The organism is Bacillus cereus group sp. BfR-BA-01382 (assembly GCF_022663475.1).
GTDB lineage: Bacteria > Bacillota > Bacilli > Bacillales > Bacillaceae_G > Bacillus_A > Bacillus_A thuringiensis_S.
Genome location: NZ_JAKUFQ010000008.1, coordinates 1 through 18,423, shown reverse-complemented (window position 1 = coordinate 18,423; position 18,423 = coordinate 1). Strand labels below are relative to the sequence as shown.

Sequence of the window (18,423 nt, the reverse complement as noted above, 5' to 3'; positions counted from 1 at the left end):
CATTATACTAAAACTTTATCAAAAAAGCTATTTTCTCGCTTTTTGATTTTGTAAATATGCTACATAATATTTAGCAGCCTCTACAGGATCTGTTTTTTCCATTTGTTTCACTTTAAAGATGATCTCCATCTTTTCAAGTTTTTCCTGATGGCGTCTAAGCGTCTCCAAATGGCCTTGCAACACTTCTTCTGTGTATTCTGGATTAATAAATTCATCCGTCGAAATATCAGTGATAATATTTTTCAACTTTTCATCAGAGAGCCAACTTAAAAATGTTCCGACTGAAGGTTCATTTCCCTTTTCATAATATGCGTATAGTTCATATAAAATCCCTTTATGTTCTTCTGTATGAAAATCTTCTATATGGGATTCCATACGAACAGCTACTTCTGCACTTTGCAACATATGGTAAATAATTTCTCTTTCCGCTCTTTCAAAACCTGTTAACTTCGGTTTTGTTTGAACGACTTGAGACGGTTTAGCAACCTGCTTTATTTGTTTTTGCTGTACCTTTTGTTCTTTGCGATATTGGTGCAATTGATTCAAAAGTGTTTCCATTGAATACGAAAATTCTTGCGATAATGACTTCAAATATGACTCTGCCTGCATCGCATCTTGTAACAACGATAACTCTTTTAAAACACTTTTCACATATTCTTCTTTGCCAGACTCATCTTGCAAATTTTTCCCTAAACGCAAATAATTTATTTTAAAACCAACAAAACTCACACTTGATTTCACAAGATTTTCAAAAGCGGTAGTCCCATATTGTTGCACATATTCATCAGGATCAAGCTTATCTGGCAAGGATGTGACTTTCACTTGGCAACCAACTTTTAGCAATAATTGCCCTGCTTTCATCGTCGCTTCTCGCCCTGCTTTATCACCATCATAGCAAAGAACAACAGTTTCAACGTTACGTCGCAGAAGTTTTGCTTGTTCTTCAGTTAAAGCCGTTCCCATTGTCGCAACGGCTTCTTCCACGCCACTTTTTACCGCAGCTAGTACATCGGCATATCCTTCAAAAAGAACCACTTGCCCACGCTTTCTAATAAACGGTCTTGCTTGGTGGAAGTTATACAACAATTTACTTTTGTGAAAAATCGGCGTTTCCGGGCTATTTAAATATTTTGGAGTGTCATCTCCTAACGCCCTTCCACTAAACGCTATCACCTTACCTTGTAACGTATAGATCGGGAACATAACTCTTCCACGGAAGCGATCGTAATGACTACCATCCTTCTCACTTCTTATTAGAAGGCCAGCTTGTTCCATACTAGACAGCGATAAACCTCTTTTTTGTAAAATTTTCGTCGCTGCATCCCAAGCAGGTGATGCATAACCAATTTCAAACTTCTCAATCATCTCTTTCGTAATACCACGGTTTAATAAATATGAAAGTGCTTCATTTCCCTCTTCCGTATTTACTAATAAATGATGATAATACTTTTTCAATAATTCATGAGCTTGTTGCATGATGACAGTGTCATCAGATATGTCTTCTTGTTGTCCTTGCCCTGATGTGTACTCCGCAACCGCAATTCCATTTCTTTCGCCTAGCTTTTGAACAGCCTCGGTAAAAGCCAGTCCTTCCATTTTCATTAGAAATGAAAATACATTTCCGCCTTCTCCACATCCGAAGCAATGAAAAATTTGCTTATCAGATGAAACAGAGAATGAAGGAGAATTCTCACCATGAAATGGACAAAGGCCGAAATAGTTACGCCCCTGTTTTCTAAGTTGAACGTATTCACCAATTACTTCTACAATATCGGATGATGTCCGAATCTGTTCAACAACTTCTTCGGGAATTCTGTTCCCCATAACTCCATCTCCGTGTCGTATTTTGTATTCGATATAAATTAAAAAATTCCTTTATAATTCGACAATATTTTTCTAAACTTGTTAGAAAGTGTTGCCGATTACATTGTATAAACGGTTTTGAACCTTTCCTATAGGTCCTTTATCTGCATAAATCGCAGATACATACCTGCTATATAAAATTGTATACATTTGCTCATCTGTTACAAATGTACCTCTTAGAAACAATACATATACACCTTTTTACAAGAACAGTAGCAAGTCACATATACTGTTTGATCTTGAGATCTGTAGCTTTTTCATGTTGATCCATATAACAATCAACTCCATTTTGTTCAGTATCTACAAAGATCCAATTGCCTTGCTATTTCCTTAAAGGATGAGCATATGATGCGACAAACAAAATTCCGACATGAAATTCCGCTCCAACTTGCACAATTTCATTCTTCACGGGACATGCATCTATACCAACTAATATGTTGTTGATGTTTTGCATATTTCTGTATTCTACATCCCTTCTGTGAATCCTTCCATAATGTGCGTTTTCTTGTATAGATTTTGTCGATTTAACGTAATTACATGTCTTTTTCGTAAATCCTATCCCTAGTTTATTCTGAAAAATTAAAGTCTAAACGTAAAATATAGGTTTTTATCACAATTTTTTATTATAATATATTTTCTTCAACTACGCTACATATCCCTTTATTTTTTCATCTTACATTTCAGGATGACAAACTCACACCTTGAATATACTAAAAGACAAAGGAGTATAAGTATAACCATTACACTACAATCTATTACAAAATCCATAGATATCATATTTCACCAGAGCGAAAAAAGCACATTCACCTTTGGTAAATGTGCTAAAACATTTTTTGGTTTTGCACTGCATTCACAATAATATTTGCTGTTTCTTCAATCGCTTTATTGGATACATCGATTACTTGGCAATTTATTTTACTAATTACTTCCTCAAAGTGATCAATTTCTTCTTGAATACGATTAATATTTGCATACGTTGCTCCATCACTTAATCCAAGTGATTTTAATCGTTCTTTTCGAATATGATTTAACTTATCTGGCGTAATTTTCAAACCGAAACATTTTTCTTTTGCCACTTGATATAGTTCTTCAGGTGGGTCAACTTCTGGTACGAGTGGTACATTCGCAACTTTCAAGCGTTTGTTATGAGCTAAATATTGAGAAAGTGGTGTTTTTGATGTACGCGAAACACCAATCAACACGATATCTGCTTTTAAAATACCTCTTGCATCTCTGCCGTCATCATACTTCACAGCAAACTCAATCGCTTCAATTTTTTTAAAGTATTCTTCATCTAACCTACGGACAACACCTGGCTCATACCTCGGCACTTGCCCCGTAATTTCTTCAATTTGATCAATAAGAGGGCCGATAATATCGTATGCCTCTACCCCTTCTCTTGCAGCCTCCGTCACTAAATACTGGCGCATATCAGGCTTAACTAACGTAAAACATATAAGTGCTTGATTACTCTTAGCAATCGAAATCACTTCTTTTAATGTCCCTGTATCTTCTACATACGGTACACGTCTAATATCAGGAGCAAACGGGAATTGCCCCATTGCTGCTCGAACAACCAAATCAGCCGTTTCCCCTACAGAGTCAGATACGACATATACGATTTTATTATCCATTACATTACCTCACTTTAAACAAATTACACTTATTCGTTATTTACTAAATTTACAAACGCACGTGTAATATTTGTTTTTGTAATTCGCCCAATCACTTCTAAACCTTGTTTCGTATCTTTTACAACTGGCATTGCATCAATCTGTCTTTCTATTAATTCCATCGCAATATCATATAAAGAATCCTCTCTACGACACATCGCAATGTTTGGCATCCTTGTCATGATAATATTAACCGGAAGAGAGGTTAAATCCTGCTTTCCTAAGCTCGCTCTTAATAAATCTTTACGAGACACAACCCCAACTAATAGAGTCATCTGATCTACAACGAACAATGTACCAACGTCCTCTAAAAACATCGTACAAATTGCATCGTATACGGAAACATTTTTATCAATTACAACCGGTCTAGATTGATAATCTTGTACTTTAATTTTCTTAACAGCTTCAGATAATAGCTGTCCCCCAGTTTTACCCGTATAAAAATAACCTACACGTGGACGTGCTTCTAAATAACCAGCCATCGTTAAAATTGCTAAGTCTGGTCTTAGCGTCGCACGTGTTAGACCCAATTGCGCTGCAATTGATTCCCCTGTAATAGGACCGTGATCTTTTACAATCTGAATGATATGTTCTTGCCGTTTATTCAGCTCTATGATAATCACCACCTTTAATGCACAACGAAAAAAGTTATACTATCTCTTAAATATTATATACTAAATATGCTATTCGAAAAAGAAAGTATGTAAAAAGGACCGTATACGGCCCAAAATTATATTTGAAACTTATCAAGTTGTTCTAAGAAACGTCTTGATTTCAAATAAATTCCGCAATATTCATCATAATATGTATTCAATACTAAACGCATTTGTTTTTTTGTGCTATCCTTTACCGATACATTTCCGAGCCTATGTAAATCGAAATGGAAGAAAAGACGTAATAATTTATGAACAGCTTCTCCTACCGGTATACGATATGGGTCTTGCTCTGCATGACGTGAGCACAGAAAACCGCCTTCCCTGACGGAGAAGGCGACAAAGTCTGTTTCTTGATGACAAATCGCACATGTATCAAAGTACGGGCGCATCCCTAATACCGGAAGCATTTTCGTTTGATAAATTAATGATAATACTTCTGAATCAACACCCTCACACATATAATGCAACGTTTGATATAACATTTCAAATAAATACGGATTATGTTTTTTATCTTCTGTTGCTTTATCAGTTAACTCAACAATAAATGATGCATAAGCAGTTAAAAATATATCCTCGCGAATTTCTTTCATAGTTGAAATAATCTCGCCTTGTTGCAATGTTCCAAGCCCTGATCCCATTTGAATAAGAAAATGGCCATGTGTCATTAATTGCGACACAGATGCTAACCGGCTTTTCGGTTTTTTTGCCCCTCTTGCCATTGCACTTATCTTACCAAGTTCTCTTGAGAATATTGTAACAATCTTGTTCGTTTCTCCGTAATCTGTCGTACGGATAACGATGCCCTCAACTTTTTGAAACATGTTCGTCACCATCCAAGGTTTGAACAAAACGGGTCAAGAAATTGGAGAGTCTAGATGTGCTAGCTCCTCTTCATGTTGATCCATCTCATCGTTTACGTCTTTTTCCATTTCTTTCAAAAGCAAGTACGTTTCAATGCTTCCTGTTTTGGAGAAAAACTTCCAGGTAAAATCTAGCATAAGAATCCACCTTTCTCAATAAGCGTAGCCTATAAACCAATTTCCTTTGTTGTTATTAAATTGACCCATTTTGTCCATTTTCATGTGAGAAAAATTTTTCCTAATTTATCAAAGTTCATAAAAACCAATAATCAGCGGATGAACAAACCATCCACTGATTACAGCTTTACTATATTTTAATACTCGTCTTCACGGAAACCAAGGTCTCGAAGCTGTGACAGCTTGTTACGCCAATCTTTTTGCACTTTTACCCATACTTCTAAAAATACTTTAGAACCAAGTAGCGCTTCAATATCAAAACGAGCTCGCTTACCAACTTCTTTTAACATTTTCCCTTGTTTTCCGATGATGATTCCTTTTTGCGATGCACGTTCAACAACAATCGTTGCATTTATATAAACTGCGCCGCCCTCACGCTTTTGAATCGCATCGATAACAACAGCCACAGAATGCGGCACTTCTTCACGTGTTAAATGTAGTACTTTCTCACGAATAAGCTCCGCAATAATAAATCTCTCCGGATGATCCGTTACTTGATTATCTGGATAGTATTGTGGTCCTTCTGGTAAATACTTTTTAATTGTTCCAATTAAAGCATCCACATTATTACCGTCTAACGCAGAAATTGGTACAATCTCTGCAAACTCATGTAGTTTACGATATTGATCAATTAACTCTAGTAATTGTTCTGGATGAAGTTGGTCAATTTTATTAATTACTAAAAATACTGGTTGTTTCGTTTCTTTTAATTTCTCAATGATGAATTCCTCACCACGACCAAATCCTTCAACTGCATTGACCATAAACAGAACAATATCAACTTCTTTCAATGTCGTTTGAGCCATCTTTACCATGAAGTCGCCTAATTTATGTTTAGGTTTATGTATTCCTGGTGTATCAATGAAAATAACTTGTGAATCATTTTCTGTATATACACCTTGAATTTTATTACGAGTTGTTTGTGGCTTATCACTCATAATAGCAATTTTCTGGCCGATAATACGGTTTAAAAATGTAGATTTTCCAACATTCGGTCTGCCAATAATAGAGACAAAACCTGATTTATAACCTTTTCTATTCATGTAAATCCTCCGCTAAAAATGCTCCTGGTAACAATTCTCCGACTGTCGTCTCTTGAACGTCACCATGTAAATTTGATAAGTATACTTTCGTATCCTGTTTACATAATTCTACCATAACTTGTCGACATGCTCCACAAGGAGGTACTGGACGCTTTGTATCTGCTACAACCGCAATGGCTACAAATTCTTTATCTCCTTCAGAAACCGCCTTAAATAAAGCTGTTCTTTCAGCACAATTACATAAGCCATATGATGCATTCTCAACATTACATCCACGATATACTTTTCCATCGCTCGTTAATAATGCTGCACCTACTTGAAATTTAGAATATGGTACGTACGCTTGTTTACGCGCTTCGATTGCTTCTAAAATTAATTGTTTACTATTCATATTCCCGCATCCTTCCTGTTCACAGCTATGAAGAGATACACTCTCTCATTAAAGGCCCTTACGGCACTTCCAAAGCTTAATAAAAGCTTCGGAATGCAACTATACCATATACGGTAAAAAGATAATAGCACCAATTATAACAGCTATAATTGCAAACAATAAAACCGCTCCTGCTGCAACATCCTTTGCAATTTTTGCAAACGGATGAATATCAGCAGTCGCTAAATCTACTGTTTTTTCTACAGCCGTATTTACCATTTCTAAACTCATTACACTCCCTATTACAATAAGTAATATCATCCACTCTATTTTCGTAATATGGAAATAAAAGCCGCAGCATATAACAATGACTGCGGCTAAATAATGAATTTTCATATTTCGTTCATGACGAAGACAAAAGAACATACCAGCTATAGCATATCCAAAACTATCTATAAGTTTTCCTTTTTTCATCGTCCTAATCCAAAAGCTTCTAAAATTTCTTTTTGTCTTCCGAACATTTCTTTTTCTTCTTCTTCTGTCATGTGATCATAACCAAGCAAATGTAAAAAGCCATGTAACGCCAAAAATCCAAGTTCACGATCGAAAGAATGGCCGTACTCTTCAGCCTGCTCTTTCGCCCTTGGAATAGAGATAATAAGATCACCTAACATGCGCGGCATCTCTGCACCAACAATCTCCATTTCCCCTTCTCCCATCTCTTCCATGGCAAAGGATATTACATCTGTAGGTTGATCTTTATCTCGGTAATCACGATTAATTTCTCTAATGCGCTCATTATCTACAAATGTCACCGATACCTCCGCGCCATCCTCGATATTTTCCATTTGAGCTGCCTTTTCTAACACTTCACGAATTAAACTCATATACGCTTCTTTTACTTCTTCTGTTTCATCAATAAAATCAATTAACAAACTCATTCTTTCTCCTTTTCTTCCGGAATTTCCGGATATGTAATACGCGAATGGAAAATACCATTTAACGTTTCACATAACGTTTTCCCAACGATTTGTAGTTCCTTAAACGTCAAATCACATTCACTAAATTGACCGTCTTGCAATCGATCTTTAATAATGCTTTGCACTAAATTATTAATTTGTTCTGGCGTTGGGTGATTCATAGAACGTACCGCAGCTTCTACACTATCAGCAATACCAACAATTGCCGATTCCTTCGAAGTTGCTTTTGAACCCGGATAACGGAACATCTCTTCTGTATATTTTTCTTTATCTTCTTTAATCGCTTTATAATAAAAATATTTCAGTAACGTTGTACCGTGATGTTGCCCAGCGATATCAATAATTTCTTGTGGAATATGATATTCTTCGAGCATTCTTACTCCATCCGTTACGTGAGCAATTATAATATCTTTACTCGTTACAGGATCTAATTTATCATGCGGGTTTTCAATCCCCATTTGGTTTTCAATAAAGAATTGTGGTTGTACTGTTTTTCCTACATCATGATAATATGCCCCTACACGCGCTAATACACCATTTGCCCCGACTGCTTCGCAAGCAGCTTCAGAAAGATTCGCTACCATTACACTATGATGATATGTCCCTGGCGCTTCTAACAAAATTCTGCGTAAAAGCGGATGATTTGGACTTGATAGTTCCATAAGCTTCATACTTGATACGATTCCAAGTCCACTTTCTAAATATGGTAAAATCCCCATAGCCAAAACGGATGATATAATCCCTGAAAGTGAAGCCATTAATAATTGCGTACCAATTTCAAGAGGCGAAAAATTCCCATTACGTAATAATAAGAGCGCCGCCAATACGACTACATTTAATACAGAAACGAGTATACCAGCTTGTAAAATCATTGTACGACGATTTTTTTCTCTCAAGAAAATACTAACCGATAATGAACTTAACAATACGTAAATCCCTACACTATAATTTAATGTACTCGTTACTCCTTCATTAAACATAATACTTCCGCATACAGAAAAAATCATACTCGTTAAAAAGACAAATCGATCACCAATCATTAATTTCACAAGTATTGTTCCCATCGCAACCGGGACAACATATGCAATCCCTGCATATTCAAGTTTTTGAAACAAACTAATGATTTTCATTAAAACGATTGTGATAGACAAAATTGTGATATACGCTAAAACATACGGTCTATCTTCTCTTTTTCTCTTTAAAAATAATTCAAATTGTTTATGCATAAAGTATAGTAACACACCAATGAGTACCGCTAATCCAACATAAGGTTGAAAACCGTTCCCTTTTTCTAACAAGCCAACTAATTTCAACTGATTATACACATCACTTGAAATTGTTTCACCTTCTCTAACGAGAACTTGTCCTTGAAGAATATAAACAGGTGGAACTAAATCTTCCTCTGCTTTTCTCTTCTCTTTCGTTAAGATCGGGTCATAAAAATAATTCGCTGAAATTGCATATCTTCCTAGCGCCTTAATTGACTCTTTTAAACCATTATCAACATTAACACTATTCATCTCACTTACATATCGTTCTTTCGCATCTTTCAATTCGTCCATTTTAATGTGCTCAGTCATGATACTATTAATCGCTGTGACCGCAGCATCTTTCGCTAATACTAATTGGCTCGAATCTGCATTAATCAAATTCAGTAAGTTTGAATCAGATAATTCTTTCGTTAAGTCAGCGGGTAGTTTCTTTTTTAACTTGTCCACTTTCTCAGCATCAGTCATCTTTTTTTGATCATCCGGTCCAACAGCTTTAATCTCTTGCACCACTTCATCCACTTTAGCAAAGACGTCATTCACAATATCAACTTTATTTTGTTTATACTCACTTTTATATGTATATTGATCTTCAACTTTTGTAGAGGCTTCTTTTTTCTTTTTATCCGTTGTAACTTTATCTTCAATTTTTATAGGAGAATGGATTGTCTTTTTCGCAATAGAATACATGTTAACATCTAATTGCTCTGGTTTTACATTATTCATAAGCGCAAAAAACAGCACTGCTCCTAATACAACGTAAGAAATCCAACTTAGTTTTTTCGAATGTTGTAAATTACGAAACCACTTAGAAATTTCTTGAGATCTTGACATGATTTCAATACCTTCTCCTCTCCAGAAATAAAGTGAAACTATTTATAGCTTTCATTTCTTCTACCCAACGATACTTTGAGGTAACATTTTATACACCAGTACCTATAGTTTATTTTCCTTATCTTTCATGATAGTAAAAAATATGCCGTTCGCCAACCTTATCATACAAAAAGAAATGATCCTGACAAATAGGATCATTCCATTTTATCATATGCCTCAATAATACGTTGCACCAATGGATGTCTGACAACGTCTGTTTGTTCTAATGTAATAAATGACAGACCTGATACACCAGATAAAATATTAGCAGCTATAGATAGCCCTGATTTTACCCCTTTTGGCAAGTCTACTTGTGAAGGGTCCCCTGTAATAACCATTTTAGAACTAAAACCTAATCTTGTTAAAAACATTTTTATTTGAGCACCCGTTGTATTTTGAGCCTCATCTAAAATAACAAATGAATCATCAAGCGTACGCCCCCTCATATAAGCAAGCGGCGCGATTTCAATTACTCCTCGTTCCATCATACGCTGCGTATATTCTTGTCCAAGAATATCATGTAAGGCATCATATAATGGGCGTAAGTATGGATCTACCTTCTCTTTCAAATCCCCTGGTAAAAAACCTAAATTTTCTCCAGCTTCTACAGCAGGTCTTGTTAGAATGATTTTCTTTACATATCCTTGTTTTAAAGCTCTCACAGCCATTACTACGGCTAAGTATGTTTTTCCAGTTCCTGCAGGCCCTATCCCAAAGACAATATCATTCTTCTTCATTGCATGAATATATCGTCTTTGCCCCATTGTTTTTACACGAATGGATTTACCTTTTGCAGTCTTGAAAATTTCTTCTTCATATAACTCTTCAAATTGAGCAACTTTCCCTTGTTGTGCGAGCTGAATTGCATACGCAACATCTCTCTCTGAAATTGATATACTTTTACGAATTACAACAAGTAATTGCTGTAAGATTTTTTCTACGAGTGTCACCGTTTCAACTGCCCCAGATACATGAACAGTTTCTCCTCTAGTTACGATCGATACATTCAGTTCTCGTTCAATTACTTTTAAATGCGCATCATTGACTCCAAAAAGAGCGATTGCTTCGTTAGTATTTTCCAATTGTTGGTTCATTTCTACTAATTGTTCTGCCATTACTCAGTCTCCTTGAATATCGGATTCGGATATTGGTTGTGGCTCTGCAATATTTTCAATCACAGTATAATGCAATGTGACTTTTAGTTGATCCGCCTCAACCTCTTTACTCAAAATCTTATCACTTACAATCATAGCATGTTCATCCAATTTTTTCTTTAGTTCTTTTTCGGCCATCTCTTTCGCTACTTTCAGCGCTTGCTTTTCTGTATATTCTCGGTTCGCTTCTTCCTCTTCTCTCACAACATCTTTTTCATATGCAATCGGCAGTGTAAAACCAAATAATTTCACATCATGCTTTACGCTTTCAGTACGAGAGCGTTTATACTTATCATGTTGAAATCCCCATATTTTTATTTTCGTACCCCCAAATTTAAGAAAATGTTCATTGTATACATTACCAGTATACACTTGGAATTGCGTCTTTAACGGGACATCCACCTTAGATGTATACCACGTTTCGCCATACACAATACCTTTCGCTGAAACAATCGTTGGACTTTCCTCATTACCATATATTCCCGATACGAGAATCTGCCCTTTTTCCACATGATCATTTTTCAGTACAACCGGCTTTCCAACTTCTACAAACGTTTTTGTAATAATCGCTTCTTTTTTTGCTACTAAATTTTGCGGCATTTGTTCCTTTTCTTTTTTCGGTTCGTTTTTTTCAACAATTTTAAAATGATACGTCGTTCCTCTTACTTCTAATCCCGCCCAAGTAATGGCATTAATATTATCTGTCAAATGACGTTGTACATCTTCTACATTCGGCATTTGAAACTGTAGTTTTCCTTTTTTAATACCCATTTTATCCAATTCTTTCATCAATATATATTCTGTTTCAGGTTTTGCTCCTGTAATTTCAATTTTCCAAACCATATTGGACATTGCAATCACGCCAAAAAAGAAAATTAAAAACCCAATTAAAAATCCACTGTTTTTAATTAAACGCTTATTCCAAAAAGGAAAACCATAACGTCCAATAAAGTATAATTTACATTCATTTTTTCTATAAATTGGTTTTATTTTTTTCACATCGCGTAACAACATACAAAAAACTAACGTTTCATCAGCTATCTTCTTAACATCCCAAACTAATAAATTCCTCCGTACACATTCATTAACAAACCGTTCCGCTCCTCTACCTTCAATTCGCACTTTTACATATCCAAGCCACTTTATAAACCATTTATTTTTCATTTACCACCTTCACTACCTTTCTAAAAGTAGATTTGAAGCATTAAAATAGCTCGTACTAAAATGAAACAAAGTAAAACTGTAATCGATCTCTATCAACGAAACTTTTACAGGATAAAGAAGAAAAACTTCACTAATGGAAGTTTCACTTCAATCACCTTTTTTTTCATTTTCTAAAAATGTTACTTGCTCAATTATCCCTTCGAGCAAAAGCTCTTCTGGAAGAATCGTTTTAATAACAAAGGATTGTCCTTTAATTAGTAATTGACCGTGTTTTAAAAGCAATCGCACTTCTTTATCTGAAAACACTAATAGTCCCCGATGATTTTCTATATAAATATGTATTTGCCCAACAAGAGTAATCCGAGGTAGATCCATTAATACATCCACTGGTAGGTCTACTTGTTTTGTTAACCAATTTTTCATTTGTTCTAATTTCTTCATCTCGAAAGACCCCCCTCTCATCCCATATATGTATTTCTTCACAAGTGCCTATCGTGTTATAACGACTTCACTAACATAACTATATTCTGTAAGAGTTCATATCATGTTAATAAAACAGTCGCTATATGAAATCATATTTATCGGGACAATGATGGATCAGAGGATGTGATCCTTAATAATAGAAGTATTAATACAAGAATATGCGCCCCTAGGGGATATCAGTACAAGTTGCATGAAGAAATTGAGCCTAGCGAGAAGTTAGAAACTTGAAAAACCCTGTTACAATTTGTTCTGGGCGTGACATACTGACCATAGAATAAGTAGTTGTCATTCATTAGACAAATGAAATAAAATTCGAAAAAGAAATTGCTCCACTCTAAATTTTACGTTGTAAGTAAGAATACTTTATAGGTAGTTGTTATATGAATTTCAAAAAATATTAGGATTCACTAAAAAACAAAAAAATGAATTAATAAGCGAGGAAATACGAAAGGAAATTGGATTTAGTCAAGAAATTTTGAATGTTATAAAACAAGTCACTGACAGTAGCATCTAGCCCTTCTATGCAACTGATTCAAAATCTAAAATAGCTGGAGTCTCTGTCGTTACCTTTGAAGATTATGCTGAACAGCAAGTTATAAAACTTCAATCTGAGCTTCAGCCCCCCATACTTAGCTTTTATTTGTGAAAGAAGTTTTAGTCAAGGAAGTAAGAGTAAGTGTAGCATTGGAAGTATACAAGGAAATGGCCAATTTGATATCCTTGCAATCCAACCAACAAATGGCGTTAATTACGAAGTTAGCAATAAAGATGTTATTTTTAAACTAAGAAAATGGAATGATCGCTATCCTTTTATCATAATCAGTGCAGATTATGACTGGGTTGATACCATTTTTAGCGTGTTACCTACAGACGCCGAAATGCAATCTTTCGCGCAAGAAATGTATGAATTTTGTCCAGATATAGTGGAACAAGGAACAGAAAGCATTGAGGAGTTAGTCGAAGAAATTAAGAAAACGAAAAAGCTTTTTTTATGGTGGGATTAATCATAACTAAGGCCGTTACCCTTTTTTACATACCAGAGGCGTTTCTATCACTTACAGAAACGCTTTTTAAGCAATATAGTGTTTTTCCTTAATAAGAACAATAAAAAAACGTCTCATACGAAATGAGACGTTTTTTTATGCTAATAGCTGGATAACCAACTTATTCACAAGTGATCCGTCTGTTTTACCTTTTACTTTCGGCATAACAGCAGTCATCACCTTACCCATATCTGCTTTAGAAGTCGCACCAACTTCAGAAATAACTTGTTTGATTACATCAACTAGTTCTTCTTCAGTTAATTGCTCTGGCAAATATGCGCTTAAAATCTGAATTTCACTTTGCAGTTTATTAACAAGGTCTTCACGACCAGCTTTTTTAAATTCAAGGAGGGAGTCCTTATACTGTTTTACTTCACGAGCTAAAACTGTTACTTCCTCTTCTTCAGTAAGAGTATGTTGCAGTTTAATACCTTCATTTTGTAAAGCAGCCTTAACCATACGAATAACGGTTAATTTTTCTTTTTGTTTATTCTTCATCGCTTGTTTCATATCATCGTTTAAACGACCGAGAAGACTCATAACTTACACCCTCTCTTAGAATTTACGCTTTCTTGCCGCTTCAGATTTCTTCTTACGTTTTACACTTGGTTTTTCATAAAACTCGCGCTTTCTTGCTTCAGCAAGTGTACCAGTTTTAGAAACCGATCTTTTAAAACGGCGAAGTGCATCCTCCAAAGACTCGTTTTTACGAACGACTGTTTTTGACATTCTCTTTCCCTCCCTCCGAAACATCACACTTACATACTAACTTCAGCATGCAAAAAGAAACACTTCTTCAGCATGTCTTTTACGATTATAATACATTTTATCACTTTAGGTCAACTATTTGGCAGAATAAAAGAAGAATAGAAGCATTTCCTTTTCAAAAGTTATACAAATATCTAGTATCCTTCTTTCATGAAGACAACTATATTTTTATCATTTCAACTTTTTTCATACAGGGATGCACGAAACGCCTCCCTACCTTCTAGTACTTAACCGCTTCAAATAAAGAAAGCATGCAAACCATTTCCGGTTGCACGCTCTTTTTTATGCGCTTGCTGATTCTTTTTTCACATCATCTTCAAGAACACGAACAAATTGCGCTTCGTTATATGGATAGCCAGCCTTCGTAATTTTCACTTTCACTAGCTTACCAATTAATTCTTCTGATCCTTCAAATACAATTTTCAAGTAGTTATCTGTATACCCTACATATAACCCTTCACGGTCGCCGTCTTTAAATTGCTCTTCTGGAATGATTTCAAGCACTTCACCTTCAAACGCTGATGCATATTCTTTCGCTAATTGATTAGATAGCTCAATTAAACGATGAACACGATCGTTCTTCACATCTTCAGGAACTTGATCTTCCATGCGTGCTGCAGGTGTTCCTGTACGTTTTGAATAAGGGAACACGTGTAACTCAGAGAAGCGGTTCTCTTTAATGAAATTGTATGTTTCCATGAATTCTTCTTCTGTTTCACCTGGGAAACCAACGATTACGTCAGATGTAATCGCAAGGCCTGGTAACGCTTCTTTCAAACGATCTAAACGCTCTTGGAAGAATTCCATCGTATATTTACGACGCATACGTTTTAATACAGTATTAGAACCAGATTGCAACGGAATATGCAAGTGACGTACAACTACTTCAGATTTATCTAACACTTCAATTACTTCATCTGAAATTTGACTCGCTTCAATAGAAGAAATACGAAGACGTTTTAATCCGCCTACTTCCGCTTCCATATCACGAAGTAATCCAGCTAAGTTATAATCTTTTATATCTTCGCCGTATCCACCTGTATGAATACCCGTTAATACGATTTCTTTATAGCCTGCATCCACTAATTGTTGTGCTTGTTTAATAACCTCTTTTCCATCACGAGAACGCATTAAACCACGCGCCCAAGGAATGATACAGAATGTACAGAAGTTATTGCAACCCTCTTGTATTTTTAAAGACGCACGTGTACGATCCGTGAAATAAGGTACATCAAGTTCTTCGTACACACGTGTTTTCATAATATTGCGGACAGCATTAATTGGTTGACGCTCTTTACGGAATTCTTCGATGTAACCTAACATCTTTTCACGATCCTGTGTACCAACTACAATATCTACACCTGGAATCGCCATAATTTCAGCTGGAGATGTTTGTGCATAACATCCCGTTACGCAAATAACTGCATCTGGATTTTGACGCACAGCACGTCTGATTACTTGACGGCTTTTTTTGTCCCCAGTATTCGTTACTGTACATGTGTTAATAACATAAACATCAGCTTTCTTTTCATATTCTGTTCTTTCATAACCACCTTGTTTAAACAATTGCCAAATGGCTTCTGTTTCATAGTGGTTTACTTTACAACCTAACGTATGGAACGCAACAGTTGACATTGATCATCACCCCATCAATTCAAAATGATACGAAGCAGCACTTAACGCGTATAACGGCGCCGTTTCTGTTCTTAAAATTCTTGGTCCTAAACTACATGGTACAAATTTATGTTCACGAAGCGCTGTAATCTCTTCCTCAGCTAAACCGCCTTCTGGGCCAAATACAATCAATAGCTTTTGACCTGGTTTCATTGTCGTTAAAGCTTTCGCAAAATTAGATTTCTCGCCTTGTTTCGCTTCCTCTTCGTAAGCAACAAGACAAACATCATACTCACCACTCATTGTAAGCAGTTGCTTAAATGATGCCGGAGCATGTACTTCCGGAATTTCACTTCTATGTGATTGTTCCGCAGCTTCTTTCACAATTTTTCTTAAACGCTCAACTTTTTTATCAGCTTTTTTCGCATCCCATTTTACGATAGAGCGAGATGCTTGAAATGGTAAGAATGCAGCTGCCCCAAGCTCAGTTCCTTTTTGAAAAATCAACTCTAGCTTGTCTCCTTTTGGCAGTCCACTTGCAATCGTCAAGAAAACAGGAAGTTCACTTGACGCCTCTACCCATTCTACAATAGCCGTATTAATAAATTCACTGGTAATTTCATCAATTGAACATACTGCTGTTTTTCCGTTTACACAGCAATAAATTTGATCGCCAGCTGTCATACGCATTACTCTCGCAATGTGATGTACATCATCACCTACAATGCGAATTTTTGCTTCACTTACATGTTTTTCTTCTACAAAATAACGTTGCATATAATCACCTTAGTAGAGTTTCGTTCCTTTCGTAAGTCAACACTTACGAAAAGAACGAAACATTATCATTTTTCATATAACAAACGGCAAGTCCCTCACCTTATAGTGAGAGACTCCCCTTTTCATTATAGACTAAAATCTATATTACGCATTTCGTGCAATAATTGCTACCCAATCTTCCATTCGTAAAACTTCTTCAATTGTAAATCCAGCTTGTTCTAACGCCTCAGAAATTACTTTTTCCTTCGCAGCAATAATGCCCGATGTAATAAATAATCCACCTGACTTCACAACTCTCGCTGCATCTTCAGGGAATAAAAGAATAATTTCTGCTAATAAGTTAGCTACGATTAAATCAACAGGACCTTCAATACCTTCTAAAAGACTATTTTGCCCAACAGACACGATATCATCTGTTTTATTTAAACGCACATTCATTTCTGCACTTTCAACTGCAACCGGATCTAAATCATATGCTTGAACAGAAGACGCACCTAATTTTGCCGCTGCAATACTAAGCACACCAGAACCTGTTCCTACATCAATGATAGCGTCACCTGGCTGTACTGTTTTTTCTAAAGCACGAATACACATCGTTGTTGTTGGATGAGTTCCTGTACCAAACGCCATACCTGGGTCTAATTCAATGATTTTTTCATCAGGAGAAGATGGTGTATATTCTTCCCACGTCGGTACGATTGTGAATGTATCAGAAATTTGTACTGGATGGTAATATTTTTTCCAAGCAGTAGCCCAATCTTCTTCATTGACTTCGTTAACGGTAATATTTCCAGTACCAATTTCAATGTCGTAAGATGGAAGCACATCAATAGATGATTTTACACCTGCAATCGTTTCATGTAAAGAATCCGTTTGCGGGAAATATGCTTTTATTAATACACCTTCCGCCGGATATTCATCTGGATTCAATGCATAAATTTCACCATATTGTTGCTCGCGCTCTTTCGTTAACTCCGCTGGATCCTCAATCGCAACTCCGCTAGCACCAGCTTCATGTAAAATATGAGAGACAGCTTCTACTGCTTCTTCTGTTGTATGAATACTAATTTCTGACCATTTCACAATTTACCAACTCCATTTTTTATTTCCATTATTCCCCTTTGAAAGCACGTTTAAGCTTTCCGAATAAACTATCATCCTGCTCTTCTTGTCCTGCAAATTCACGTAATAAATCTTTTTGCTGTGAAGTCAATTTCGTCGGTACAACAACGCGAACGACTACATATTGATCTCCTTGACCGTATCCACGTACGTTCGGAGCACCTTTTCCTTTTAGGCGGAATTCTGTTCCTGTTTGTGTTCCTGCTGGAATTTTCAGCTTCACTTTACCATGAACAGTAGGAACTTCCACTTCATCACCAAGCGCCATTTGCGCAAATGTTAATGGCATTTCGCAAATAATATGATCTCCTTCACGCTCGAAGAATTCATGATTTCTTACATGAACGACTACATATAAGTCTCCTGCTGGTCCGCCATTTACGCCGGCTTCACCTTTTCCAGACACACGAATTTGTTGACCATTATCGATACCCGCTGGAATTTTAACATTGATTTTTTTACGTTTACGAACTTTACCTGAACCGTGACATGTCGTACATTTTTCTTTAATAATTTGTCCAGTTCCTGAACAATG

The 18,423-nt window shown here is 36.0% G+C and carries 19 protein-coding genes and 2 pseudogenes; 1 reads left to right on the top strand and 20 read right to left on the bottom strand.

Annotated features, from left to right (window positions below):
- Window positions 1-27: 27 nt before the first annotated feature.
- From dnaG to yqfC, 14 genes are all read right to left on the bottom strand, one after another.
- Window positions 28-1,824, bottom strand: coding sequence for a DNA primase (dnaG, locus tag MR160_RS05520; protein WP_000528221.1), 1,797 nt, complete (start codon window positions 1,822-1,824; stop codon window positions 28-30).
- Window positions 1,825-1,905: 81 nt separating this feature from the next.
- Window positions 1,906-2,049 (bottom strand): hypothetical protein, encoded by a 144-nt coding sequence (locus tag MR160_RS05515; protein ID WP_000479749.1) that lies wholly within the window; start codon window positions 2,047-2,049, stop codon window positions 1,906-1,908.
- A gap of 635 nt (window positions 2,050-2,684) precedes the next feature.
- Window positions 2,685-3,497, bottom strand: a complete 813-nt coding sequence (locus MR160_RS05510; RefSeq protein WP_000368949.1) for a pyruvate, water dikinase regulatory protein — start codon at window positions 3,495-3,497, stop codon at window positions 2,685-2,687.
- Window positions 3,498-3,526: 29 nt separating this feature from the next.
- Window positions 3,527-4,159, bottom strand: coding sequence for a transcriptional regulator CcpN (gene ccpN / locus MR160_RS05505; protein ID WP_000583756.1), 633 nt, complete (start codon window positions 4,157-4,159; stop codon window positions 3,527-3,529).
- 107 nt (window positions 4,160-4,266) lie between these two features.
- Window positions 4,267-5,013 (bottom strand): DNA repair protein RecO, encoded by a 747-nt coding sequence (recO, locus tag MR160_RS05500; protein WP_000487007.1) that lies wholly within the window; start codon window positions 5,011-5,013, stop codon window positions 4,267-4,269.
- Between the two features lie 33 nt (window positions 5,014-5,046).
- Window positions 5,047-5,190, bottom strand: coding sequence for a YqzL family protein (locus tag MR160_RS05495; protein ID WP_000883924.1), 144 nt, complete (start codon window positions 5,188-5,190; stop codon window positions 5,047-5,049).
- A 176-nt stretch (window positions 5,191-5,366) separates the two neighbouring features.
- Window positions 5,367-6,272, bottom strand: a complete 906-nt coding sequence (gene era / locus MR160_RS05490; protein WP_001080236.1) for a GTPase Era — start codon at window positions 6,270-6,272, stop codon at window positions 5,367-5,369.
- Window positions 6,265-6,663, bottom strand: a complete 399-nt coding sequence (locus tag MR160_RS05485; RefSeq protein WP_001086287.1) for a cytidine deaminase — start codon at window positions 6,661-6,663, stop codon at window positions 6,265-6,267. Before MR160_RS05485 ends, era begins: the two co-directional genes overlap by 8 nt.
- A 99-nt stretch (window positions 6,664-6,762) precedes the next feature.
- Window positions 6,763-7,116 carry a diacylglycerol kinase family protein gene (locus tag MR160_RS05480; RefSeq protein WP_000715475.1) on the bottom strand — a complete coding sequence of 118 codons (354 nt, stop codon included), beginning with the start codon at window positions 7,114-7,116 and terminating at the stop codon, window positions 6,763-6,765.
- Window positions 7,113-7,583, bottom strand: a complete 471-nt coding sequence (gene ybeY / locus MR160_RS05475; RefSeq protein WP_000054680.1) for an rRNA maturation RNase YbeY — start codon at window positions 7,581-7,583, stop codon at window positions 7,113-7,115. Before ybeY ends, MR160_RS05480 begins: the two co-directional genes overlap by 4 nt.
- On the bottom strand, window positions 7,580-9,724 hold the full coding sequence (locus tag MR160_RS05470; protein WP_000091515.1) for an HD family phosphohydrolase: 2,145 nt from the start codon (window positions 9,722-9,724) through the stop codon (window positions 7,580-7,582). The genes ybeY and MR160_RS05470 overlap by 4 nt, the downstream gene beginning before the upstream one ends.
- A 194-nt stretch (window positions 9,725-9,918) precedes the next feature.
- Complete coding sequence (locus MR160_RS05465; protein WP_000840522.1) at window positions 9,919-10,878, bottom strand: PhoH family protein; 960 nt, start codon at window positions 10,876-10,878, stop codon at window positions 9,919-9,921.
- Window positions 10,879-10,881: 3 nt separating this feature from the next.
- Window positions 10,882-12,081, bottom strand: a complete 1,200-nt coding sequence (yqfD, locus tag MR160_RS05460; RefSeq protein WP_000792496.1) for a sporulation protein YqfD — start codon at window positions 12,079-12,081, stop codon at window positions 10,882-10,884.
- Between the two features lie 147 nt (window positions 12,082-12,228).
- Complete coding sequence (yqfC, locus tag MR160_RS05455) at window positions 12,229-12,522, bottom strand: sporulation protein YqfC (RefSeq protein ID WP_000732269.1); 294 nt, start codon at window positions 12,520-12,522, stop codon at window positions 12,229-12,231.
- A gap of 415 nt (window positions 12,523-12,937) precedes the next feature.
- On the opposite strand from yqfC, the pseudogene MR160_RS35065 reads away from it, so the two are divergent.
- Window positions 12,938-13,568: pseudogene (locus MR160_RS35065) on the top strand (DUF4253 domain-containing protein).
- 135 nt (window positions 13,569-13,703) lie between these two features.
- Here MR160_RS35065 and MR160_RS05445 read toward each other — a convergent pair.
- The 6 genes and pseudogenes from MR160_RS05445 to dnaJ form a co-directional block, all read right to left on the bottom strand.
- Window positions 13,704-14,147 (bottom strand): GatB/YqeY domain-containing protein, encoded by a 444-nt coding sequence (locus MR160_RS05445; RefSeq protein WP_000054582.1) that lies wholly within the window; start codon window positions 14,145-14,147, stop codon window positions 13,704-13,706.
- A gap of 15 nt (window positions 14,148-14,162) precedes the next feature.
- A complete protein-coding gene (rpsU, locus tag MR160_RS05440; RefSeq protein ID WP_000048061.1) occupies window positions 14,163-14,336 on the bottom strand; it encodes a 30S ribosomal protein S21 in 174 nt (57 codons plus the stop codon).
- Between the two features lie 321 nt (window positions 14,337-14,657).
- Window positions 14,658-16,010, bottom strand: a complete 1,353-nt coding sequence (gene mtaB / locus MR160_RS05435; RefSeq protein WP_000108679.1) for a tRNA (N(6)-L-threonylcarbamoyladenosine(37)-C(2))-methylthiotransferase MtaB — start codon at window positions 16,008-16,010, stop codon at window positions 14,658-14,660.
- Between the two features lie 6 nt (window positions 16,011-16,016).
- Complete coding sequence (locus MR160_RS05430; RefSeq protein ID WP_242297097.1) at window positions 16,017-16,766, bottom strand: 16S rRNA (uracil(1498)-N(3))-methyltransferase; 750 nt, start codon at window positions 16,764-16,766, stop codon at window positions 16,017-16,019.
- 144 nt (window positions 16,767-16,910) lie between these two features.
- Complete coding sequence (prmA, locus tag MR160_RS05425) at window positions 16,911-17,849, bottom strand: 50S ribosomal protein L11 methyltransferase (protein ID WP_000872098.1); 939 nt, start codon at window positions 17,847-17,849, stop codon at window positions 16,911-16,913.
- A 28-nt stretch (window positions 17,850-17,877) separates the two neighbouring features.
- A pseudogene (gene dnaJ / locus MR160_RS05420) lies at window positions 17,878-18,423 on the bottom strand (chaperone protein DnaJ); the annotation flags it as partial.